Below are 21,545 nucleotides of genomic sequence, written 5' to 3' on the forward strand. Positions count from 1 at the left end.
ACTGTGCGAACATGGTCGCCGTGCCCTCACGACTCGACCGGGAAGAACGGCGGCGCCAGGTCTCCGAGGCTGCCTGGCGAGTGCTCGTGCGCGACGGCCTCGAGGCGCTGTCGGTGCGCAACGTCGCCGCCGAGGCGGGCCTGCCGCAGAGCTCGTTGCGCTACACGTTCCCCACGGTCGCGACCGTGCGGGAACGCGCGGTGGCCCTCGTCGTCGAGCGGCTGACCGAGCGGGTCGACGCCGTCGACCCCGAGCGGGGCGACTGGGGCCGGGCCGTGCTGCTGGAGCTGCTGCCGCTCGACGACGAGCGTCGCACCGAGATGGAGGTCTACCTCGCGCTCGGCACGGCGGCGATGACCGACCCGTCCCTGCGCGATGCCCACCGCGCGGCCCAGTCCGGCGTCCGCGACGTGTGCGTCCGCGCCCTCGGCGCGCTCGCCGGGCGGGCTGCGCGGGACGTCGAGGTGCGGCAGGTGCACGCGCTCGTCGACGGGCTGGCGCTCCATCTCGTGCGGCAGGACCCGGGCGCCGACGTCGCGTGGGCGGTCGAGGTGCTCGACGCGCACCTGGCGCAGCTCGCCGGATGACGGGTCTGAGCGTCCGTCCGCGTCAGTGCCGCGGCGCCGCGGTGCTGGAGCGCTCGACCAGCCGGGTCGGCACGAGCGTCGTCCCGTGCTCGGTGGAGTGCTCCGCCATCTGCCGCAGCACGCCGGCGACGCAGCGCCGGCCGACCTCCGCGAAGTCCTGGTGCACCGTGGTCAGCGGCGGCAGGTAGGCGACGGCGTCGGGCAGGTCGTCGAAGCCGATGACGCTGACGTCCTCGGGCACGCGCCGCCCGGCCTCGGCGAGCGCGCGCAGCAGGCCGAGCGCCATCTGGTCGTTCGCGGCGAAGACGGCGGTGGCGTCGGTGCGGGCGATCCGGCGGCCGGCGTCGTACCCGGACGCCGCCGACCAGTCGCCGCGGTGCACCTCGGGCACGGGCCGGCCATCGTCGACCAGCGCCCGGCGCCAGGCGGCCTCGCGGCGCTGGCTCGCGAACGACTCGGACGGCCCGGCCAGGTGGACGACGGTCTCGTGGCCGAGGTCGAGCAGGTGCTGCACCGCGGCGCGCGAGCCCGCGGCCTGGTCGGTGTCCACGACGGGGTAGCGGTCGCCGGCGTCGGAGTCGGCCACGACGACCGGCACGTCGGTGGGCAGGGAGACGCTGGCCGCGTCGAGGAGGTGCACCTCCAGGAGCAGGATGACGGCGTCGACGGCGAGCTCGCCCATCCGGGTGAACGCCCCGTTGACCCCGTCCTGCGTGGGTGCCTCGACCGGGATCACGGTGATCGCGTATCCCTCGGCCGCGGCCGACGTCGCGATCGCGTCCAGGGTGCGCACGTTCCCCGTGGTCGAGAGCGTGAACAGGATGACGCCGATGGTGCGGAACTGGCCGCTGCGCAGGGCGCGGGCGGCGCTGTTCGGGCGGTAGCCCAGGTCGCGCATGGCGTCCAGCACATCGCGGCGCGTGCTCTCGACGACGCCCGGGTAGCCGTTCGCCACCCGGGAGACCGTCTGCGAGGACACGCCGGCGCGCCGCGCGACGTCGGCCATGGAGACCCGCTGCACGCGGCCGGGCGGCCGGCCGCGACGAGGGCCGCCGTCGACAGGCGCGGGGTCGACGGGCTCAAGGTCGGCCGGCTCAAGGTCGGCCGGCTCGAGGTCGGCGGGCGCCGCTGCGGCGGGACCCGCGGGGGTCGTGCGTGGCTGGGACAACCGCTCCTCCGGATGGTCGCGACCGCCCGGCGTGGCGGCTGCCCTTGACGTGGGCTCGGTCTCGGTGCACGATCACCCTAGTCCATGTTTACGTAAACATCCGTTGGCGCGAGCATCGATGTTCACGTCAACATCCACGTGACCCGAGGAAGAAGCATGACGATGACGTCTCCGCCGGTACCGGCGAGCACCGTCCCCGTCGCCGTGCGCCGCAGCAGGCGGCGCTGGACGGGATGGATGTTCGTGGGTCCGTTCATGCTCGTGTTCGCGCTCGTGTTCCTGGCGCCGATCGTCTACTCGCTGTACCTGTCGGTGTTCCGCACCCAGATGGTCGGCGGCACGACGTTCGTGGGGCTCGACAACTACGCCCGCGCGATCCAGGACCCGCAGTTCTGGGAGGGCGTCGGCCGGGTCGGCCTGTTCCTGGTGGTGCAGGTGCCGATCATGCTCGGCATCGCCCTGCTGGTGGCGCTCGCCATCGACAGCGGTCGGCTCTACGGCCGCAACTTCTTCCGCATCTCGATCTTCATGCCCTACGCGGTGCCGGCCGTCGTGGCGTCGCTGATGTGGGGCTTCATGTACGGCACGCGGTTCGGGCTGATCGGCAACATCAACGACGCGTTCGGCGTCAGCCTGCCGAACCCGCTGTCGCCCGAGCTCGTGCTGGCGTCGATCGGCAACATCGTCACCTGGGAGTTCGTCGGCTACAACATGCTGATCTTCTACTCGGCGCTGCGCGTCGTCCCGCACTCGCTGTACGAGGCGGCGGAGATCGACGGCGCCGGCCAGTGGCGGGTCGTCACAGCCATCAAGCTGCCCGCCATCCGCGGCGCGCTCGTCATCGCCACGATCTTCTCGATCATCGGCAGCTTCCAGCTCTTCAACGAGCCGAGCATCCTGCAGTCCCTGGCGCCGAACGCCATCTCGACGTCGTACACCCCGAACCTGTACGCCTACTCGCTGTCCTTCTCCGGCCAGCAGTACAACTACTCCGCGACGGTCGCCATCATCATGGGCCTGATCACCATGGTGATCGCCTACGTGGTGCAGCTGCGCGGCATGCGCAAGGAGCCGTGACGATGACGACGCTCGCCACCGGCAGAGCCTCCGACGCAGCCGCCCGGCGCCCGGCGGCCCGCCTCCGCGGCCGGCGCCCCACCGTGGACCGGCCGCGCCGCAGCCCCCTGCTCACCGTGCTCGCCGCCGTGGTGCTGGTGTACTCGCTGGTGCCGCTCGCGTGGTTGCTGATCAACGCGACCAAGACGCAGGAGGACCTGTTCTCCTCGTTCGGGCTCTGGTTCGGGAGCTCGTTCTCCCTGTGGGACAACATCACCACCACATTGACCTACGACGACGGCGTCTTCGTGCGCTGGCTGCTGAACACCGTGCTGTACGTCGTGGTGGGCGCGGGCGGGGCCACGTTCCTCGCCGTCCTCGGCGGGTACGCCCTGGCGAAGTTCGACTTCCCCGGCAAGCGGGGCGTGTTGGCGGTCGTCATCGGCGCGGTCGCCGTGCCGGGCACGGCCCTGGCCGTGCCGACGTTCCTCATGTTCAGCCAGCTGGGGATCACCAACACGCCGTGGGCGGTGATCATCCCGTCGCTGATCTCGCCGTTCGGGCTCTACCTCATGTGGACGTTCGCGGCCGAGGCCGTGCCGGGCGAGCTGCTCGAGGCCGCCCGGATCGACGGCGCGGGCGAGTTCCGCACCTTCTTCAAGGTCAGCCTGCCGCTGCTCGGGCCCGGGATCGTCACCGTGCTGCTGTTCACGATGGTCGCGACCTGGAACAACTACTTCCTGCCGCTGATCATGCTGCGGGACTCCACCTGGTACCCGCTGACGCTCGGCCTCAACGCCTGGAACGCCCAGGCCGCCACCGCCGGGGGCGAGGCGATCTTCAACCTCGTCATCACCGGCTCCCTCCTGACGATCCTGCCGCTCGTCGCCGCCTTCCTGCTGCTGCAGCGCTACTGGCAGTCCGGCCTCGCCGCCGGGAGCGTCAAGGAATGACGACCCGCCGCACCCCAGACAGCTCGCCGACAGCACCGTCGACGGCTCGACCTCACAACGAAATGAGGACTGACATGACCGTTCGATCCCGCCACGTGCTGCGTGGCACGGCCGTCGCCGGGGCGCTGGCCCTGGGGCTGGCCGCCTGCGGTTCCGGTGACGACGCCGGCTCGGACGGCGGCGACGCCGACGCCGTCGACACCGCCTCCGTCCTGGAGGGGGGCGGCGAGATCACCGTGTGGGCGTGGGAGCCCACGCTCGAGCAGGTCGTGAAGGACTTCGAGACCGAGTACCCGAACGTCACCGTCAACCTCGAGAACGTCGGGACGGGCAACGACCAGTACACCGCGCTGCAGAACGCCATCTCGGCGGGCGACGGCGTCCCCGACGTCGCGCAGGTCGAGTACTACGCCGTCCCGCAGTTCGCGATCTCCGAGGCGCTCACCGACCTGTCGTCCCTGGGCGCGAGCGAGCTCGAGGGCACGTACAGCCCCGGCCCGTGGTCGTCGGTGCACAGCGGCGAGGGCGTCTTCGGCCTGCCGATGGACTCCGGCCCCATGGCCCTCTTCTACAACGAGGAGGTCTTCGACAAGTACGGCGTCGAGGTCCCCACCACGTGGGAGGAGTACCTCGAGGCCGCCCGCGCGATCCACAAGGCCGACCCGAAGGCCTACATCACCAACGACATCGGCGACGCCGGCTTCACCACCAGCATGATCTGGCAGGCTGGCGGCCAGCCGTACCAGGTGGACGGCACCGACGTCACCATCGACCTCGCCGGCGACGAGGGCACCACGACCTTCACCGAGGTCTGGCAGCAGCTCATCGACGAGGAGCTGCTGGCCCCCGTCGGGTCGTGGAGCGACGAGTGGTACCAGGGCATGGCCCAGGGCACCATCGCCTCGCTGACGATCGGCGCCTGGATGCCGGCCAACCTCGAGTCCGGGGTGCCGCAGGGGGCGGGCAAGTGGCGCGTCGCCGAGATGCCGCAGTGGGAGGCCGGCGCGCACGCGACCTCCGAGAACGGCGGCTCCTCGCTGGCCGTGCCCGCGGCGAGCGAGAACGCCGAGCTGGCGTACGCCTTCACCGAGTACGCGACCACGGGCGAGGGCGCGACCACCCGCGTCGAGAACGGCGCCTTCCCCGCCACCACCGCCGACCTCGAGTCGGAGGAGTTCCGCAGCGCCGAGTCGGAGTACTTCGGCGGGCAGAAGATCAACGAGATCCTCGCCGACTCCGCGGCGAACGTCGTCGAGGGCTGGCAGTACCTGCCGTTCCAGGTCTACGCCAACTCGGTCTTCAACGACTCGGTCGGGCAGGCGTACGTGGGCGGCACGACGCTCAGCGACGGGCTCGCGGCCTGGCAGGAGCAGTCCGTCACGTACGGCACCGACCAGGGCTTCACCGTCAACCCCTGACGCCCCGCCCGTGGCGTCGGCGGGGCGGGCACCGTGCCAGCGACGTGCCCGCCCCGCCGCCCTCCGACCTGCCCGAAAGGCTTGCGCATGCCCACGTTCGAGATCGGCGAGCGGGACTTCCTGCTCGACGGCCGACCCTTCCAGGTGATCAGCGGGGCCCTGCACTACTTCCGCGTCCACCCCGACCAGTGGGCCGACCGGATCCGTTCCGCGCGGCTCCTGGGTCTGAACACGATCGAGACGTACGTCGCGTGGAACTTCCACGCGCCCGAGCCCGACGAGTTCGACCTCACCGGGCGGCGCGACCTGGGCCGCTTCCTCGACCTCGTCGCCGCGGAGGGGCTGCACGCCATCGTGCGGCCGGGCCCGTATATCTGCGCGGAGTGGGACGGCGGCGGGCTGCCGGCGTGGCTCTTCCCTTCGGCCCTTCGACAGGCTCAGGACGGCGCAGGCTCAGGACGGCGCGCGGACGACTCGGCCGGCGGCGCGGCCGGCGTGCGCCGGCACGACCCGGCGTTCCTCGACGCGATCGGCACCTACTACGCGCGGCTTCTCCCGCTGGTCGCGAAGCGGCAGGTGACGACGGGCGGGCCGGTGCTCATGGTGCAGGTCGAGAACGAGTACGGCGCGTACCCCGGCGTGCCCGACGACGAGCGCGCGGCATACCTGCGCGAGCTCGTGCGCCTCACCCGCGAGCAGGGGATCGACGTCCCGCTGTTCACCAGCGACCAGGCGGACGACGAGCACCTGTCCCGCGGCGGTCTGCCGGAGCTGCACAAGACGGCGAACTTCGGCTCCCGCTCGACCGAGCGGCTCGCCGTCCTGCGCCGCCACCAGCCCACGGGCCCGCTGATGTGCATGGAGTTCTGGGACGGCTGGTTCGACTCCTGGGGCCAGGTGCACCACGTCACCACCCCGGATCAGGCCGCCGGCGACCTGGACGACCTGCTCGCCGCGGGCGCGTCGGTCAACCTCTACATGGTCCACGGCGGCACCAACCTCGGCCTCACCAACGGCGCCAACGACAAGGGCACCTACCTGCCCATCACGACGTCCTACGACTACGACGCCCCCCTGTCCGAGCACGGCGCCCCGACGGCGAAGTTCCACGCCCTGCGCGCGGTGATCGCGAAGCACGCGCCCGTGCCCGACGAGCCGCCCGCCGAGCCCGGCCCGGCGCCCGAGGTCGACGTCGTCCTCGACCACCGGGCGGCGCTCGCCGACGTCGTGCCCCTGCTCTCCGGCCCCGTCACGGCCTCCGACGCCGCGCCCACGCTGGACGACCTGCGGCAGTGGTCCGGCTTCGCCCTGTACTCCGCGCGCGTCGAGGCCGACGACGAGGTGCTCGTCGTCGGCGAGGTCCGCGACCGCGCGATCGTCGCGCTCGACGGCGACCCCGTCGGCGTGCTCGACCGCTCCGCGCACCTGTACTCCCTGCCGCTGCCGCGCCGGGCCGGCACGCTGACGCTGCTGGTGGAGGACCGCGGGCGCGTGAACTACGGCCCGCGCATCGGCGAGCCGAAGGGCCTGGTCGGGGCCGTGCGCACGGCCCGCCGCGAGCTCACCGGCTGGCGGGCGGCGCCGCTGCGCGTCGAGGACGCCCCCGCGCTGCTCGCGGGTGCGCTCCGGCCGGCCGACGGCAGCCCCGAGGCCGCCGCCGTCGCCGAGGCCCACGGGGGCGACGCCGTCGCCGCGCCGGTCGCCGGGCCGTCGTTCCACCGCGGCACGTTCGACACCGTGGCGGGCGCCGACCACTTCCTGCGCCTGGACGGCTGGACCCGCGGCCTCGCGTGGGTCAACGGCGAGCTGCTGGGCCGGTACTCGAGCCAGGGGCCCACCGCCACGCTGTACGTCCCCGGGCCGCTGGTGCGCGACACCAATGAGCTGATGCTGCTGGAGCTGCACGGCGCCGCGGTGCCGCGTGCCCGGTTCGTCGCCGCCCCCGACCTCGGGCCCACGGAGGAGTAACCCCAGTGTTGTGGGCGCGCGTTCATCGCGCTGACCCAGGGAGCGGTCTGCCGACCCGACGTCAGGCTTCGCCCGAGAGCCAGTCCTCGACCTCCAGCCCGGGCACGCGCGAGAACTCGCGGACGTTGTGGGTGACCACGACCATCCCGAGCGAGCGGGCGTGGCCGGCCAGCAGGACGTCGTAGGGTCCGATCGGCTCCCCACGGTCGGCGAGGATCGCGCGGATCCTGCCGGCTTGGATGGCGGCCGGGGTGTCGAACGGGATCACCTCGACGAGCGAGAGCAGCTCGTCTGCCGCCTGCCGATTCCGACCGGGTTCGCGGGAGCGTTCGATGCCGTAATCCACCTCCATCTCGCTGATCGACGAGACGGCGACGCGGCCCTCGGCCTCCCGGAGGCGCGGTCGGGCCGCGTCGCCTCGGTTGCGCAGCAGAGCGACAAGGACGTCGGTGTCCAGCAGGTAGAGGCTCGTCACAGGGGGTCGCGCTCCTCGGCGACGCCCTGGTCACGGTCGTCCAGGAAGTCGGGGCGCGTCCTCAGGCCGTGGTCGAACCACTCGTCCCAGCTCGTCCCGACAGGCTCGATGATGCGAGAGCGGCCGACGACGCGGACGTTCACCTCGCGAACGTCGTCGGGGAGGGCGACGGCCTTGGGGAGTCGGACGGCCTGCGTCCGGTTGTTGAGAAACACGGTGGTGCGCACGGCTCCTCCTTGATCGCGCGGCGCGTATATGTTGGGAGTATATACACGCCGCGGCCCTCGCCCGGGCGTTCGAGTGCCGCCCTCACCGGATCGGGCTGGACGCTGTTCCGTTACGGACGAGCTCCGCCGCCACGGCGTCGCGCACCTCCGAGTCCGTGAGGCCGTGGTCCCGGGCGATCCTGACGAAGTGACGGGCCGCCTCGGTGACCGCCGCTCGGTCGAGCGTCGCCGGCGGAGCGGTGACGAGGGTGCCGACACGGCGACGCGAGCGCACCAGGCTCGCGGCCTCCAGGTCGCGGTAGGTGCGGGCCACGGTGCCTGGCGCGATGCCGAGGTCGTTCGCCAGAGCGCGGACCGTCGGCAGGCGCTCGCCGTCCGGCAGCGTGCCGGCGGCGATGAGTGCGGCGAGCTGGGAGCGCAACTGCTCGTAGTGCGGTACCGACGACGTCGTGTCGATGCTGACGGTGAGGGTCATGCCGGCGCCTCCGTCGGCGCGTGATCCGTGGCAGGATCGTCCGACCGGTCGGGCAGCGGGTCTCGGGCCGGCCAGGCGGTGACGGCGATCGACGCCAGGACAACGGCGACCGCGATCCAGAAGAGCACGTTCCCGACCGCGATGTACCCGGGTGCGGAGGGTTCCAGCACGCCGTCGACGCCGATGTCTGCGGATGCGACCCAGCGGAGCGACAGCCCCGCCAGCCCCAGCAGCCCCGCCAGGGTGAGCCCGAGTACGAGGTGCACGACGCGCAGGATGCGTCGGGCAGCGCGCCGTCGCAGCCACATGTCCCAGCGTCCGTCGACGTCTTCCACGGCGGGTCGGAGCGCGACGAGGCGCAGCACGACCTCGGTGAGCGCGGCGGTCACGAGAGTCGCCACGAATACCGGGAGCGTCCACCACCATCCCGGGAACGACCCCTCGTGGACCATGGAGCCTCCGTCGATCCGCGCGATGGTGCGGGGTCCGTCGGCAGCCAGTGCGAGCGCACCGGCAGTGATCGCGAGCGCGATCACGAGAGCGTAGGTGCCCCACCGGGCGGCGCGGCTGACGACGTCCGACGTCGTGCGAGCGACGAGGCGTGCCTCGCGGTGCGCCCTGCGCGGCCCTGGCCAGGTGAGCTCGCCGACAGCATGGATGCCGAGGAAGGCCCACAGGCCGATGCTCGGGGCCACGGCCAGCCAGCGCGGCTCGACCACCATGGGCGCTCCGAGGAACGAGGCTGCGATCGGGTAGAGGATCGCGGGGACGACGGCGAGCGCCACGGCGACGCCCTCGGTGATCGTCGCGTGTCGAACGGCTCGGCGGGCCGCGGTGGTCGGCGCGACGGTCCGACGTCCGTCCAGCCACAGCAGCAGACCCGCGCCCAGAGCGAGCAGCACCAGCAGCGTGACCGGCGTGAGGTGGACCCCGCCGACGACGATCCAGTTCACCGAAAGCCTCCGAGCGCTCCAGCAATGACTATTGATCATGAGCGATGCACTTTGATCGGAGCGATGTCAAGGATCATCGGGCGCGGTGCGGAACGGCGTCCCAGAATGCAGGGATGACTCACGCCGAGGAGGACGGGGCTGCCGCCGGGGTGAAGGCCCTGTTCGTCGGGACCCACGGCCCGGCCGCCGACGTCGAGGACGACGCGCACCGCACACGGTGGGAGCACGTCGCCGACCGGGAGGGCTTCTTCGCCGCGGTGGCGGACGTCGCCCCCGCGGTGCACGAGCGGCTGGCGGGGGCGGGCGAGCGCGACGTGGGGCACGACCGCACGTACCGGCCGGTCGCGGCGGTGCGGTGGGTCGACGACGACCGCGTCCTCGTGCTCACCCCGACGGTCTGGTTCACCGAGGACGACCGGCAGGTCCACACGGGGGAGCTCGGGCTGCTGGTCGGCCCGGACGCCGTCCTCACCTTCGAGGAGGGCGGCGCGGGCGTGCACGACGCCGCGCTCGAGCGGCTCGCCGGTCCGGGCGCGAAAGTGCCGGGGCCGCGACGCGTGACGCTCGCGGTGATCCTGTCGCTCGTCGGCGTGGCGTCCCGGGTGGAGGTGGCCCTGGGCGACGCCGTGGCGGACACCGAGCGGCTCGTCTTCGACCGGCGGGTGCGCGACCCGGTGGAGCAGGTGTACGGGCTCAAGCGCGAGATCACCGAGGCCAGGCGCGCGCTGCTGCCGGTGTCCGCGGAGCTCCCGGAGCTCGTCGAGCCGGGCGACGAGCGGCACGGCCTCGTGGACCGGCGGGCGCTGGAGCGGCTGGTGGCGACCGTCGAGCGCATCGACAGACACCTCGACGCCCACGACGACCTGCTCTCCGACATGCTGCAGGTGCACCTCGCACAGGTGTCGGTGCGGCAGAACGAGGACATGCGCAAGATCTCCGCGTGGGCGGCGATCCTCGTGTACCCGACCGTCGTCGCCGGCGTCTACGGCATGAACTTCACGCACATGCCGGAGCTGCACTGGCTGCTGGGTTATCCGTTCGCGCTGGTGCTGATGGCCGTCGGGTGCGTCGTGCTGTACCGCGTGTTCCGGCGGGTGGGCTGGCTGTAGCCGCTCGCGCGCCTAGGCTCTCTGCTCGACCCGCACGAGACGACCCCGAGGAGAGCAGTGGACCCGCGCGAGCAGGAGGTTCGGCGCCGGATGGCGGCGCACGAGCTGTACACCGACGCCGGCCCGGGCCTGGAGGCCCTGACCCAGGAGCGCGACGGCGCCAAGCAGCTCGCGTACGAGCTCAACACCACGCCGCCGCGCGACGTCGTGCGCCGCGAGCGGCTGCTGCGCGAGCTGCTCGGCACGGTGGGGGAGCGCGTCTGGGTGGAGCCGCCGCTGCACGTCGCCTACGGCTCGCGGGTGCACGTCGGCGACGACGTCTACGCGAACTTCGGGCTCACGCTCGTCGACGACGTCGAGGTGCACGTGGGCAGCCGCGTCATGTTCGCGCCGCACGTCACCGTCACGACGACCGGCCATCCCGTGCACCCGGACCTGCGGCGCGACGGGTCGCAGTTCTCGGCGCCGGTGGTGATCGAGGACGACGTGTGGATCGGCGCCGGCGCGGTGATCCTGCCCGGCGTGACGATCGGCGCCGGGGCGGTGGTCGGCGCCGGCGCGGTGGTCACCGCGAACGTGCCGGCGGGGGTCGTCGTCGGCGGCACGCCCGCCCGTGTGCTGCGCGAGATCACCGACGCCGACCGGGAGTTCCGCTACCGGCCGCCGGGCGGGATGCGCAGCGCGGACCGGTCGGCTCGGTAGCGGCGGCCCGGTCGCGTCGCGGCCGCGGGTCATCCGGCGTCCGCGACCCGCTCCAGCTCCTCGGGCGTGCCCGCCATGATCGTCGCGGCGTGTGTGGTGATCCGCTCGACGGGCCAGTCCCACCAGCGCACCCGTAGCAGGCGCGCGACGTCGTCGTCGGAGAACCGGGTCCGGATGGTCCGTGCCGGGTTGCCCGCGACGATCTCGTACGGGCCGACGTCCTTGGTCACGACGGCGTGCGCGCCGATCACGGCGCCGTCGCCGATCGTGACGCCGGGCAGGATCGTCGCCTCGCGGCCGATCCACACGTCGTTGCCGACGGCGGTGTCGCCGGCCTGCTCGATCCCGAGGAACGTCTCGAGGGTCGCGTCGGTCCACGCCCCGCCGAACATCGTGAACGGGTACGTGGACGGACCGACCATCGGGTGGTTGCCGCCGGGCATGAGGAAGGAGGCGCCCGGCCCGATCGCGGTGAACCTGCCGATCACCAGCCGCTGCGGCCCGTAGAGGTAGCGGACGTTCGCCTGCTCGAACGGCGGCCGCGTGCCCTCGTCGTCGTAGTAGGTGTAGTCGCCGACCTCCAGGAACGGCGACGTCACCTGGTTCTTGAGGAAGACCACGTTGGTGAGGTCCTCGCGGGTGCTCGGGGTGAGCCGGCCCGGGTCGGGCACGGAGGTCATCGGGCTCCTTCGGGTCGCGTCGCGGGCGTCTCGGGGTGCTCGGCGATCATGCCCCGCCGGCACCGGCGTCGGACGCATCCACGCAGGCCGCCGACGTGCGTGTCGCCCCTGGCGGAATACCCTCAGGAGGTATAACGTTCCCGGCAGCAGGTACCCCCAGGGGGTATCACTCGACGAGGGGAGACGGACATGTCGCGGGAGCACGGGCAGGGCGTCGCGGACGACGTCCGCGTGACGACGCACCACGCGCACGGCGAGCACGCCGGCCACGAGGGCCACGAGGGCCACGAGGGCCACGAGGGCCACGCCGGGCACACCGGGCACGGCGGTCACGAGGGTCACGCCGGGCACGGGGACCACGTCGCGCAGTTCCGCCGGCTGTTCTGGATCATGCTGGCGCTGGCGGTGCCGACGGTCGCGCTGTCGCCGATGTTCGCCATGGTGCTCGGCTACGAACTGCCTGGCGCGGCGTGGGTGTCGTGGGTGTCCCCGGTGCTCGGCACCGTGATCTTCGCGTGGGGCGGCCGGCCGTTCCTCACGGGCGCGGTCGACGAGCTCCGCGCCCGCAAGCCCGGGATGATGCTGCTCATCGGCCTGGCGATCACGGTCGCGTTCGTCGCCTCGCTGGGCGCCAGCCTGGGCGTGCTGGACCACCAGCTCGACTTCTGGTGGGAACTGGCGCTGCTGGTCGTCATCATGCTGCTGGGCCACTGGATCGAGATGCGCTCGTTGGCGCAGACCGCGTCGGCGCTGGACTCCCTCGCAGCCCTGCTCCCCGACGAGGCCGAGCGCGTCGAGGGCGAGACCGTCGTGAGGGTCGCGCCGTCGGAGCTGTCCGTGGGCGACGTCGTCCTCGTGCGCCCCGGTGGCAGCGTCCCGGCCGACGGGCGCGTGGTCGACGGTCGCGCCGAGATGGACGAGTCGATGGTCACCGGAGAGTCCCGGACGGTGGCCCGCACGACCGGCGACGTGGTGACCGCCGGCACCGTCGCGACCGACTCCGGCCTGCGGGTCGAGGTCACCGCCACCGGCGACGACACCGCGCTCGCCGGCATCCAGCGGCTGGTCGCCGACGCGCAGGCCTCGTCGTCGCGCGCCCAGCGCCTCGCCGACCGCGCTGCCGGCTGGCTGTTCTGGTTCGCGCTGGGAGCCGCCGTGCTCACCGCGATCGCGTGGTCCGCCCTCGGGATGCCGGACGCCGCCGTGATCCGCACCGTCACCGTGCTCGTCATCGCCTGCCCCCACGCCCTGGGCCTGGCCATCCCGCTCGTCGTCTCCATCGCCACCGAGCGCGCCGCCCGCGGCGGCGTCCTGGTCAAGGACCGCTTGGCGCTGGAGAGCATGCGGACCGTGGACACCGTCCTCTTCGACAAGACCGGCACGCTGACCAGGGGCGAGCCGACGGTGTCGGACGTCGTCACGACGGGCGCGCTCGACCGCGACGCCGTGCTGGCGCTCGCGGCGGCCGCCGAGGCGGACAGCGAGCACCCGCTCGCGAGGGCGATCGTGCGGGCCGCCGCCGAGCGCGGTCTGACCGTGCCGCGCGCGAGCGACTTCTCGTCGTCGCCCGCGGTCGGCGTGCTCGCCACGGTCGAGGGCAGCGAGGTGCGCGTCGGCGGGCCGCGGCTGCTGGAGGAGCACGGCGGCGCCGAGGTGCGCGAGGCCGGATCCTGGCACGACGACGGCGCGACCGTCCTGCACGTGCTGCGCGACGGCGTCGTCGTCGGCGGGCTGAAGCTCGCCGACGAGGTGCGACCGGAGTCCGCGGAGGCGGTCGAGGCGCTGCACCGGCGCGGCGTGCAGGTCGTGATGATCACCGGCGACGCCGAGTCCGTGGCCCGGTCGGTCGCGGGCGAGGTGGGCGTCGACCGGTACTTCGCGGGCGTCCGGCCCGAGGACAAGTCGGCGCGCGTCGCCGAGCTGCAGGCCGAGGGGCGCAGGGTCGCGATGGTCGGCGACGGCGTCAACGACGCCCCGGCGCTCGCGCAGGCCGACGTCGGCATCGCGATCGGCGCCGGCACCGACGTCGCCATCGCCTCGGCGGGCGTCATCCTCGCCAGCGACGACCCGCGCTCGGTGCTGTCGGTGATCGAGCTGTCGCGGGCGAGCTACCGCAAGATGAAGCAGAACCTCTGGTGGGCGGCGGGCTACAACCTGCTGTCCGTGCCGCTGGCCGCGGGCGTGCTCGCGCCGGTCGGGTTCGTGCTGCCGATGTCGGTGGGGGCGCTGCTCATGTCGCTGTCCACCGTCGTGGTGGCGCTCAACGCGCAGCTCCTGCGGCGCCTCGACCTGCGGCCCGAGGCGTCGTCCTGAGCCTTTCGAAGGGTCCGCTCCCGGCCGGTGACGCCCGCGAACCGGACGAACGGCGAAAGGTTGCCCGCGTTCATCTGGCGCATCAGGCAGGTGCCTCACCGTCATCACCGTCGGGTAGGCGGCAGAGCCTGCACCTGAGTGCGGCGCCACGCGGCACGCGGGTCCTCCAGCCGAGGTCCGACGGCCCGGCTTCGGCGACGATCTCCGCACCAGCGGTGGTGGAGGTGCTGGTGGGTGCCTGCCTCGCGCTAGCCTGACGGGGTCGAGTTCGGAGGCGGATCGGGTCCGCGTGCTGTCGCGAGGATCGGAGCGGGTGGTTGATGAAACAGTCGTCGAGTCGGCTGTACCGGAACGACAAGCCCCTTCGGGAGATCATCGGCGACGAGATCCGCGCACGGATCTTCGACGGGCGCTACCAACCCGGCGACCGCCTCGTCGAGCGCGAGCTGGCGGAGACGTTCTCGGCGTCCCGGCACCCCGTGCGGGAGGCGCTGCGCACCCTGCAGCGCGAGGGTCTGGTCGAGAGCCTCCCGTCCCGGGGGCTCGTCGTCACCGCGCTGACCCGGCGTCAGGTGATCAACCTCTTCTCGATCCGGGAAGCGCTCGAGGTGCTCGCCGTTCGGGAGGCGACCGTGCAGGTTGCCGCGGGGCGGCCCCACGGGCTGGACCGGATCTTGCAGGACGCGCGGGCGGCGATCGAGCGTGACGACCGGGACGCGGCGCACGCGGCAAACGCCCGGTTCCACGACGAGATCATCGCCCTCACGGACAACGAGCTCCTCCAGGGCGTGCTCGATCCTCTGCTGGGACGGCTGCACTGGCTCTTCCGGCAGATCCTCGACGTCGACGTGGTGGTCGAGGAGCACGAGCGGCTCCGCGACGCGATCGTTTCCGGCGACCCGGAGCGGGCGGCCGCCGTTGCCCGCGCTCACGTCCTCGCCTATCGTGCGCACACCCTCGGCTATCTCTTCGACGACGCCGGAGCGCGCGCCTAGCGTCGTGCCAGGTCCGCCGTCCTTGGCCGATCTCTTCCGCGCGAGCATTGACACCCAGTTGGGATCCCAATATCTTGCCTCTTGGGATCCCAACTTGAGATTCCGGGAACAGACCAGCAACGACGCCGGCTACTGAATCCGAGGACGCCATGACACTCTCCCGCACCGAGAGCGGAGAACCGCTCGCGCACGCACTCGACGAGAAGCCGACCCGGGTGCGCTGGAAGCTCTTCGCGCTCCTGCTCGCCCTCGTGACCCTGAACTACATCGACCGAGGCTCGATCTCCGTCGCCATGCCGATGATTCGCGAAGAGTTCGGCCTCTCCGCGGAGGCGACCGGCCTGCTCCTTTCGGCCTTCTTCTTCGCCTACGCCCTCATGCAGATCCCCGGTGGCCTGCTCATCGACAAGTTCGGCCCGCGCAAGATGGCGACGGCCGCAACGGTGGGCTGGGGCGCGGCGACCGCGGCTTCGGGCCTCGCGGGGAGCTTCGTGAGCCTCTTCGTGGCACGTGCCGCGATCGGCGTCGCCGAGGCCCCGATCATGCCTGCCGGAGGCAAGCTCAACGCCGCGTGGATGCCCCCCCGCGAGCGCGGACGTGGCGCGACGATCCTCGACGCCGGGGCGCCTCTGGGTGCCGGGATCGGCGGCGTCGCCATCGCGTGGCTCATCGCCGTGACGGGCGGCTGGCGGGCCGCCTTCATCGTGGCGGGCATCGCGACCGCGCTGTTCGGCCTGCTCGCGTGGTGGTACATCCGGGACTCCCCCCGTCGGCACCCGAAGGTCAACGCGGCCGAGGCCGCGTACATCGAGGACGCGCTCGCCGAGGAGGACGCCGCGGCTGCTCGGGCAGCCGCGGGCCAAGGGGTATCCGGAAGCGGCAAGGCCCGGCTCCTGCAGTACCTGCGGTTCCGCTCCTTCTGGGCGATGTGCCTGGGCTGGTTCGGCTTCAACGGGGTGTTCTACGGGCTGCTCACGTGGGGACCCCTGTACCTGTCCGAGGCCAAGGGCTTCGACCTCGCCGCGGTCGGCTGGGGCACGTTCGTCATCTTCGGCGCCGGCTTCGTCGGTGAGCTGCTCGGCGGCGCGCTCTCCGACCGGTGGCGGGCGAGCGGAGCCTCCGCGAACCTCGTCATGCGGACGATGCTTGGCGCTGCCGGCGTGATCGTGGTGCTCGGCCTGATCGGTGTGATCTTCATCGACGGCTCGATCGCCGCGGTGGTGCTCCTGTCCGTCGTGCTCTTCTTCCTGCGCTGGGTGGGACTCTTCTGGGCCGTCCCGGCGCAGCTCGGTGGCCGTGCCAACGCCGGTTTCCTGGGCGGCACCATGAACCTGTTCGGCAACATCAACGGCTTCGTCACGCCGATGGCGGTCGGATTCATCGTCGGCGCCACGGGCGGATACGCGTGGGCCCTGGCCTACTTCGTCGGCGCCGGCGCGATCATGCTCGTCTCCGTCCTGTGCCTCGACTACAGCCGCCGCCTGCCGGTCTGATCGGAGGAAACGTGCGCCTGCTCGTAATCAACCCCAACATCAGCGAGTCCGTCACCTCCCTCATCGATGCCGAGGCGCGTCGCGCCGCGTCGCCTGGCACCGTGGTGACCACCCGTACCGCGTCATCGGGGGTGGCCTACATCGAGACGCGGCTCGAGTCGCTCCTCGCCGCGCCGGCGGTCGCCGAGATCGTCGCGGCCGAGGGCGGCGACGCCGACGCGGTCCTCGTGGCGGCGTTCGGCGACCCGGGAATGCCGGGACTGAAGGAGCTCGTCGACGTGCCCGTCGTGGGCATCACCGAGGCGGCCCTTGCGACGGCCTCCCTGTTGGGGGTGCGCTTCTCGATCGTCGCGATCTCCGAGCGCATCACGGCCTGGTACCGCGACTGCGTCGACCGCGCCGGGCTGACGTCCCGGCTCGCCTCGATCCGGTCCCTGCGGGACCCGCTCCGGGGGATCGGGACTGTGCAGGAGGACTTCCGGGAGGACCTGGTCCGCCTCGCCCACGACGTCGTGGAGCACGACGGCGCCGACGTCGTGATTCTCGCGGGCGCGCCGCTGGCCGGCATGGCCCGTGAAGTCGCGCACCGGCTCCCGGTGCCCGTCGTGGACGGGATCTCCGCGGGCGTCGCGCAGGTGGAGGCGCTGGTCCGGCTCGCCCCTGGCACCGCCCGGGCCGGGAGCTGCGCGCGCCCGCCCGCGAAGGACAACGCCGGGCTCTCCCCGGCGCTCGCCGCATGCCTCGCCGCACCTCACACCACTGGAGCCGACCGATGACCTTCGACCTCCTCATCACGGACGCCACCGTCGTCAATGCCGACGGGCGGACCCGCGCGCACGTGGGTGTCACCGACGGCGTGATCACGGCGCTGCTGTCGCCGACCCGCTCGGTGCCGGTCGCGACCCGCACCGTCGACGCCTCGGGCCGGCTGCTGATCCCGGGCGGTGTGGACGGCCACTGCCACGTCGACCAGGTCACCGGCGCATACGCGTCCCTGGACACCTACGAGATCGCGACGACCGGCGCCCTGCATGGGGGGACGACGACGATCATCGACTTCGGCATCCCGGCCGACGCGGCGGAACGCCCCATCGACGCGCTGCACCGCAAGCTGGAGCTGACCGCCAGCGCGCGGTGCGACGTCGGGCTGCACGGTTCGGTCGTCCGGTGGGACGAGACGGTGCCGACTCAGCTCGAGGCGATGGCCGAGCTCGGCGTCCGGTCCGTCAAGCTGTACACCACCAATCGCGGCACGACGATGGCCGACGACGACACGATCCTCCAGGTGATGAAGGAGATGGTCCGCCTCGGCGGCCTGGCGTACGTCCACGCCGAGCACGACGCGATCGTGGTCGACCGCACCGCCGCGTGCGCGGCCGCCGACAACGTCGGCATCGCCGACCTGCACCGCACCCGCCCCGCGCTCTCCGAGGACGCGTCGGTCCGCGAGATCCTGGCGGTGGCGGAGTACACCGGCGCCCCGGTGTACTTCGTGCACCAGACGACGCCCGCCGCGGTGGACGCCGTCGAGGAGGCCCGCGCCCGGGGTCAGGTCGTCTTCTCCGAGACCTGCCCGCACTACCTCCTGCTGGACGAGTCCGTGTACGTGGGTCCGGCGCCGGAGAAGTACGCATGCTGCCCGCCCATGCGCCCGGCCTCGGCGGTCGACGGCCTGCTGGCCCGGCTCGGGCGGGGTGCCGTCGACGTCGTGTCGTCCGACCACTCCTGCTACGACCTGTCCCAGAAGCGCGAGCACCGCCACGACGTGCGGCGCATGCCGCACGGCCTGCCCGGGGTCGAGACCCGGATGCCTGCTGCGTACACGGCGATGGTGACCCGGGCGGGGCTCCCGGTCGAGCGCTTCGTCGAGGCCTTCGCGACCGCCCCGGCGCGGATCAACGGGCTGCCCACGAAGGGCGTCGTCGATGTCGGCTACGACGCCGACCTGGTCCTTCTCGACCCCGGTGAGACGCGGGTCGTCGACGGCGCACGGCTGCACCAGGGCACGGACTTCTCGCCGTTCGACGGGACCGAGCTGCACGGGTGGCCGAGCACTGTGGTCGTGGGCGGGACGGTCGTGCTCGACGACGGGAGGTTCCGCGACCCCGGACCCGTCGGCCGGTACCGGCCGCGGACGGCGTTCCGCGACCCTGCGCGATCGTCGGCCGACCCCGCTCGGGCGGCGACCGCGGCGCCCGTCGACGCGACGCTCGAGGCGGTGGCACGATGACCCGCCCGGCGCGCATCGGGATGATCGTCCCCTCGTCCAACACCTGCCTCGAACCGCAGACTGGCCGGATCCTCGAAGGGCGCGAGGACGTGACCGTGCACTCCACGCGGATCGAGGTGACTCGGATCGCCCTCGATGCCGGGGCCAACACACAGTTCGACCAGCGAACCATGGTGGATGCCGCGCGCCTCCTCCGGACCGCGGAGGTGGACGTCGTCGCGTGGAACGGAACGGCGGGCTCGTGGCTCGGCCCGGATCACGACCGGGAGATGGTGCGGCAGATCACCGATGCGACCGGGGTGCCGGCGACCACGTCGACCCTGGCGTACCTCGACGCCTTCGAGCGCTTCGGGCTGGAACGCGTCGGTCTTGTCACGCCGTACACAGGTGACGTCAACCGGGCAGTCGTTGCCGCCTGGGCGCGTGAGGGGATCGAGGTCGTGGCCGAGAGACACCTCGGCTTGCACGTGAACGAGGAGTTCGCGCGCGTGGCACCCGGGGAACTCGTGCCGCTGTCCCTCGAGGTCGCCGCCGCCGACGGGGTCCAGGCGCTGGTGTACCTGTGCACGAACCTCTACGGTGCGCCCGTCGTGGAGGAGGTCGAGGCGGCGGCGTCGCTGCCGGTACTCGACTCTGTGGCCGTCACGTTGTGGCGGTGTCTCGACATGGTGGGGGCGCCGCTGCTCGACGAGCGGTGGGGGAGCCTGCTCGCTCTCACACGCCGTCGATCTCCAGCCGCACGGTGACCTCGTCGCCGTCGTCGACCCCCTCGGGGCGACGGACGGCGTCCTTGAGCGGCACCAGGTAGCCGCCGTCCTTGGGGAACAGCGACGTGGTGAACGACGTCGACCCGATCCGCCCACGCACGGGGATGACGCCCCAGCCGTACGTCACCAGCGGTGCGACCGCGGCGATCTGCTCCGCCTCGGCGTCGGGCACGGCCACGTAGTAGTACGGCGCCGGCCCGCGCCACTGGAAGACCTCACCGCGCACCTCGAGCTCCATGCGCCCAGGGTGCCGCACACCGCGGACGAACACGGGGTGGGGACCGTATTGAGGGCTCAATACGGTCCCCACCCCGTGTTCGGCGGGACGGTGTCAGTCGCGGCCGGAGGAGCCGAAGGTCTCCATCGCCAGCAGCGGGCGCACGGCGTCCTCCATCGCGCCGGTCGCCACATAGCGCCGCATGTCGTCGTCGGCGAGCGCGTTGCCGAGGGCGGCCATGATCATGCCCTGGTCGAGCGCGAGGTAGCGCTGCGACACCTGCCCGCTGCGGACGGCCACGGCGTCGTAGAAGCCCCCGGGGCCGTAGGCGTCGAAGTCGCGGGCGATCCGGCGCAGGTTCGCGACGGCCTGGCCCGGCGCGTAGCGCAGCGCCAGGAACGACGCGTGCGGCGTGACCACGCCGTCGCCGTACTCGGTGGGGGCCGGGGAGCCCTCGCGGCAGTCGCCGTACGGCTGGTCGACGTCTGTGCGCTCCTGGTCGGAGGTGTAGCCCGCGCCGTCGAGCCCGAGCTGGTCGACGCCGTACTCGCGGTACCCGCCGGCCGGGTTGTTCGAGGGCGAGAAGCCCCAGTACCCGTAGTCGGCCTCCTTCAGCCCGTGCTCGATCTGGCCGCGCACGTACAGCGGGTGGTTGACGCCCCACGACCGCGGGCCCCACTCCTCCTCGGGCACGAACAGCGGCACCATCAGCGCCTCGAACATGCTGCCGCCCCAGGTGGGCACGACGTCCATGCCGCGGTACGGGAGCGTGCCCTCGAAGACGCGGACGCCCAGGTACTCCTTCCACTCCCCGTCCGCGTCGGTCTCGGTCCACGACCAGTCGCAGCTCTCCGCGGGGTAGGCGCGGACCGTGCCGAAGTAGTGCTTCGCCGGGATCTGCCCCGCCGCGATGCCCAGGTACGACGCGATCCGCGGCTCGGTGTTGAGCGCGCCGTAGTGGTGGCCGGTGTACCAGACGTCGGCGCCCATGCCGCAGTAGTCGCCCGCGACGGCGGCGTCGTTCAGCTTCGACTCCCAGAACCCCCCGCGGATCTGGTTCTCCTCGGGGTTGTAGTAGCAGCCGAAGTTCATCTGCTCCCGGATGGCGTCGGCCTGGTCGGCCAGCGACGGCTCGGCGCGGCTCGCCAGCAGGAGGCCGGTCGCCAGCCAGCCGTTGTCCACGCTGGACAGGAACTGCTTGATCTCGTCGCCGCTCCCGGGGAACGTCTCGAGCCGCTCGCCGGTGGCCGGGTCGTACCAGTTGTAGAACATGCCGCTCGGCTCGTGCTTGCGCAGTCCGGCCACGGTGTCGAGCGTGGTCGCCATGCGGTCGCGCGCCTCGGCGGCGCCGATGAGCCCGACGTCGCGGGCGACGACCGTGCTCCACAGGTACGCGCCGATGTTCGTGGGCGACGTGTAGCCCCCGCGGGTGGCGGGGTCCAGGTCGCCGCCGATGTTGTCGTCCGGCAGGCCGGTCCCGTCGACGACGAGGGCCTCGAACGAGTGCCAGGTGTCCTCGGCCCACGTGCGCAGCTGCTTGGTGGGGCCGTGCCGGCCCGCCTCCTGCGCCGGGTCGGTGCCGGCGTCCCGTGCGGGGTCGGCGCTCGCGGCCGCGGGCAGCGTCGCGAGCGCGAGCCCCGTGGCGGCCAGGGCGGTGACGATGGTGCGTCGGGTTGTCATGGTGCGTCCTCACTTCCTCGTGCGGTACGCCCGGAGACTTTCCGGGTGGGAGCGGGCGACGGCGGGCCACCCCAAGCGA

General features: G+C 72.4%; 21 protein-coding genes. 13 read left to right on the plus strand and 8 right to left on the minus strand.

Annotation, left to right across the window (positions count from 1 at the left end; translation table 11 throughout):
- Window positions 1–20 precede the first annotated feature (20 nt).
- A complete protein-coding gene (locus ABD254_RS10265) occupies window positions 21–587 on the plus strand; it encodes a TetR/AcrR family transcriptional regulator (protein WP_344248178.1) in 567 nt (188 codons plus the stop codon).
- A gap of 22 nt (window positions 588–609) precedes the next feature.
- On the opposite strand, the gene ABD254_RS10270 is transcribed toward ABD254_RS10265, so the two are convergent.
- Complete coding sequence (locus tag ABD254_RS10270; protein ID WP_425553737.1) at window positions 610–1,593, minus strand: LacI family DNA-binding transcriptional regulator; 984 nt, start codon at window positions 1,591–1,593, stop codon at window positions 610–612.
- A gap of 318 nt (window positions 1,594–1,911) precedes the next feature.
- Between ABD254_RS10270 and ABD254_RS10275 the strand changes: the two genes are divergently transcribed.
- The 4 genes from ABD254_RS10275 (at window position 1,912) to ABD254_RS10290 (ending at window position 7,150) form a co-directional block, all read left to right on the plus strand.
- Window positions 1,912–2,832 (plus strand): carbohydrate ABC transporter permease, encoded by a 921-nt coding sequence (locus tag ABD254_RS10275; protein ID WP_425553710.1) that lies wholly within the window; start codon window positions 1,912–1,914, stop codon window positions 2,830–2,832.
- A 2-nt stretch (window positions 2,833–2,834) separates the two neighbouring features.
- Complete coding sequence (locus ABD254_RS10280; RefSeq protein WP_344248184.1) at window positions 2,835–3,764, plus strand: carbohydrate ABC transporter permease; 930 nt, start codon at window positions 2,835–2,837, stop codon at window positions 3,762–3,764.
- Window positions 3,765–3,838: 74 nt separating this feature from the next.
- The gene (locus ABD254_RS10285) at window positions 3,839–5,182 is read left to right on the plus strand and encodes an ABC transporter substrate-binding protein (RefSeq protein ID WP_344248186.1); all 1,344 of its coding nucleotides are present in this window, start codon (window positions 3,839–3,841) and stop codon (window positions 5,180–5,182) included.
- An 87-nt stretch (window positions 5,183–5,269) separates the two neighbouring features.
- Window positions 5,270–7,150 (plus strand): glycoside hydrolase family 35 protein, encoded by a 1,881-nt coding sequence (locus tag ABD254_RS10290; RefSeq protein ID WP_344248188.1) that lies wholly within the window; start codon window positions 5,270–5,272, stop codon window positions 7,148–7,150.
- Window positions 7,151–7,211: 61 nt separating this feature from the next.
- On the opposite strand, the gene ABD254_RS10295 is transcribed toward ABD254_RS10290, so the two are convergent.
- From ABD254_RS10295 to ABD254_RS10310, 4 genes are all read right to left on the minus strand, one after another.
- Complete coding sequence (locus tag ABD254_RS10295) at window positions 7,212–7,625, minus strand: type II toxin-antitoxin system VapC family toxin (RefSeq protein ID WP_344248190.1); 414 nt, start codon at window positions 7,623–7,625, stop codon at window positions 7,212–7,214.
- Window positions 7,622–7,852: a type II toxin-antitoxin system VapB family antitoxin gene (vapB, locus tag ABD254_RS10300; RefSeq protein ID WP_344248192.1), complete on the minus strand. Its 231-nt coding sequence runs from the start codon at window positions 7,850–7,852 to the stop codon at window positions 7,622–7,624. Before vapB ends, ABD254_RS10295 begins: the two co-directional genes overlap by 4 nt.
- A gap of 82 nt (window positions 7,853–7,934) precedes the next feature.
- The gene (locus tag ABD254_RS10305) at window positions 7,935–8,327 is read right to left on the minus strand and encodes a GntR family transcriptional regulator (protein WP_344248194.1); all 393 of its coding nucleotides are present in this window, start codon (window positions 8,325–8,327) and stop codon (window positions 7,935–7,937) included.
- Window positions 8,324–9,280, minus strand: coding sequence for a hypothetical protein (locus tag ABD254_RS10310; protein ID WP_344248196.1), 957 nt, complete (start codon window positions 9,278–9,280; stop codon window positions 8,324–8,326). The genes ABD254_RS10305 and ABD254_RS10310 overlap by 4 nt, the downstream gene beginning before the upstream one ends.
- Before the next feature lie 113 nt (window positions 9,281–9,393).
- Between ABD254_RS10310 and ABD254_RS10315 the strand changes: the two genes are divergently transcribed.
- On the plus strand, window positions 9,394–10,389 hold the full coding sequence (locus tag ABD254_RS10315) for a CorA family divalent cation transporter (RefSeq protein WP_344248198.1): 996 nt from the start codon (window positions 9,394–9,396) through the stop codon (window positions 10,387–10,389).
- A gap of 57 nt (window positions 10,390–10,446) precedes the next feature.
- Window positions 10,447–11,091, plus strand: a complete 645-nt coding sequence (locus ABD254_RS10320; RefSeq protein WP_344248201.1) for a maltose acetyltransferase domain-containing protein — start codon at window positions 10,447–10,449, stop codon at window positions 11,089–11,091.
- 29 nt (window positions 11,092–11,120) lie between these two features.
- On the opposite strand, the gene ABD254_RS10325 is transcribed toward ABD254_RS10320, so the two are convergent.
- The gene (locus ABD254_RS10325; RefSeq protein ID WP_344248203.1) at window positions 11,121–11,771 is read right to left on the minus strand and encodes a CatB-related O-acetyltransferase; all 651 of its coding nucleotides are present in this window, start codon (window positions 11,769–11,771) and stop codon (window positions 11,121–11,123) included.
- A gap of 189 nt (window positions 11,772–11,960) precedes the next feature.
- Between ABD254_RS10325 and ABD254_RS10330 the strand changes: the two genes are divergently transcribed.
- The 6 genes from ABD254_RS10330 (at window position 11,961) to ABD254_RS10355 (ending at window position 19,548) form a co-directional block, all read left to right on the plus strand.
- On the plus strand, window positions 11,961–14,084 hold the full coding sequence (locus ABD254_RS10330; protein ID WP_344248205.1) for a heavy metal translocating P-type ATPase: 2,124 nt from the start codon (window positions 11,961–11,963) through the stop codon (window positions 14,082–14,084).
- A gap of 320 nt (window positions 14,085–14,404) precedes the next feature.
- Entirely contained in the window at window positions 14,405–15,079 is a 675-nt protein-coding gene (locus ABD254_RS10335) for a GntR family transcriptional regulator (RefSeq protein ID WP_344248207.1), read from the plus strand.
- A 149-nt stretch (window positions 15,080–15,228) separates the two neighbouring features.
- Complete coding sequence (locus ABD254_RS10340) at window positions 15,229–16,572, plus strand: MFS transporter (RefSeq protein WP_344248209.1); 1,344 nt, start codon at window positions 15,229–15,231, stop codon at window positions 16,570–16,572.
- Between the two features lie 11 nt (window positions 16,573–16,583).
- Window positions 16,584–17,348, plus strand: a complete 765-nt coding sequence (locus ABD254_RS10345) for an aspartate/glutamate racemase family protein (RefSeq protein ID WP_344248211.1) — start codon at window positions 16,584–16,586, stop codon at window positions 17,346–17,348.
- Window positions 17,345–18,802 carry an amidohydrolase family protein gene (locus tag ABD254_RS10350; RefSeq protein ID WP_344248213.1) on the plus strand — a complete coding sequence of 486 codons (1,458 nt, stop codon included), beginning with the start codon at window positions 17,345–17,347 and terminating at the stop codon, window positions 18,800–18,802. The genes ABD254_RS10345 and ABD254_RS10350 overlap by 4 nt, the downstream gene beginning before the upstream one ends.
- Window positions 18,799–19,548, plus strand: a complete 750-nt coding sequence (locus ABD254_RS10355; protein ID WP_344248215.1) for a maleate cis-trans isomerase family protein — start codon at window positions 18,799–18,801, stop codon at window positions 19,546–19,548. Before ABD254_RS10350 ends, ABD254_RS10355 begins: the two co-directional genes overlap by 4 nt.
- Here the strand turns inward: ABD254_RS10355 and ABD254_RS10360 are convergent.
- Window positions 19,517–19,807, minus strand: coding sequence for a DUF1905 domain-containing protein (locus ABD254_RS10360; RefSeq protein WP_344248217.1), 291 nt, complete (start codon window positions 19,805–19,807; stop codon window positions 19,517–19,519). The two genes, ABD254_RS10355 and ABD254_RS10360, sit on opposite strands and share 32 nt — an antisense overlap.
- Window positions 19,808–19,900: 93 nt before the next feature.
- Complete coding sequence (locus tag ABD254_RS10365; RefSeq protein ID WP_344248219.1) at window positions 19,901–21,466, minus strand: glucoamylase family protein; 1,566 nt, start codon at window positions 21,464–21,466, stop codon at window positions 19,901–19,903.
- Window positions 21,467–21,545: the final 79 nt, after the last annotated feature.

It is taken from the genome of Isoptericola hypogeus, assembly GCF_039531145.1.
GTDB lineage: Bacteria > Actinomycetota > Actinomycetes > Actinomycetales > Cellulomonadaceae > Isoptericola > Isoptericola hypogeus.

Bases quoted from the DNA above. Each gene is read 5' to 3' on its own strand.
- ABD254_RS10270 (WP_425553737.1), bottom strand. From the start codon at position 1,593: ATGGCCGACGTCGCGCGGCGCGCCGGCGTGTCCTCGCAGACGGTCTCC.
- ABD254_RS10275 (WP_425553710.1), top strand. From the start codon at position 1,912: ATGACGATGACGTCTCCGCCGGTACCGGCGAGCACCGTCCCCGTCGCC.
- ABD254_RS10280 (WP_344248184.1), top strand. From the start codon at position 2,835: ATGACGACGCTCGCCACCGGCAGAGCCTCCGACGCAGCCGCCCGGCGC.
- ABD254_RS10285 (WP_344248186.1), top strand. From the start codon at position 3,839: ATGACCGTTCGATCCCGCCACGTGCTGCGTGGCACGGCCGTCGCCGGG.
- ABD254_RS10290 (WP_344248188.1), top strand. From the start codon at position 5,270: ATGCCCACGTTCGAGATCGGCGAGCGGGACTTCCTGCTCGACGGCCGA.
- ABD254_RS10305 (WP_344248194.1), bottom strand. From the start codon at position 8,327: ATGACCCTCACCGTCAGCATCGACACGACGTCGTCGGTACCGCACTAC.
- ABD254_RS10315 (WP_344248198.1), top strand. From the start codon at position 9,394: ATGACTCACGCCGAGGAGGACGGGGCTGCCGCCGGGGTGAAGGCCCTG.
- ABD254_RS10325 (WP_344248203.1), bottom strand. From the start codon at position 11,771: ATGACCTCCGTGCCCGACCCGGGCCGGCTCACCCCGAGCACCCGCGAG.
- ABD254_RS10330 (WP_344248205.1), top strand. From the start codon at position 11,961: ATGTCGCGGGAGCACGGGCAGGGCGTCGCGGACGACGTCCGCGTGACG.
- ABD254_RS10335 (WP_344248207.1), top strand. From the start codon at position 14,405: ATGAAACAGTCGTCGAGTCGGCTGTACCGGAACGACAAGCCCCTTCGG.
- ABD254_RS10340 (WP_344248209.1), top strand. From the start codon at position 15,229: ATGACACTCTCCCGCACCGAGAGCGGAGAACCGCTCGCGCACGCACTC.
- ABD254_RS10350 (WP_344248213.1), top strand. From the start codon at position 17,345: ATGACCTTCGACCTCCTCATCACGGACGCCACCGTCGTCAATGCCGAC.
- ABD254_RS10355 (WP_344248215.1), top strand. From the start codon at position 18,799: ATGACCCGCCCGGCGCGCATCGGGATGATCGTCCCCTCGTCCAACACC.
- ABD254_RS10360 (WP_344248217.1), bottom strand. From the start codon at position 19,807: ATGGAGCTCGAGGTGCGCGGTGAGGTCTTCCAGTGGCGCGGGCCGGCG.
- ABD254_RS10365 (WP_344248219.1), bottom strand. From the start codon at position 21,466: ATGACAACCCGACGCACCATCGTCACCGCCCTGGCCGCCACGGGGCTC.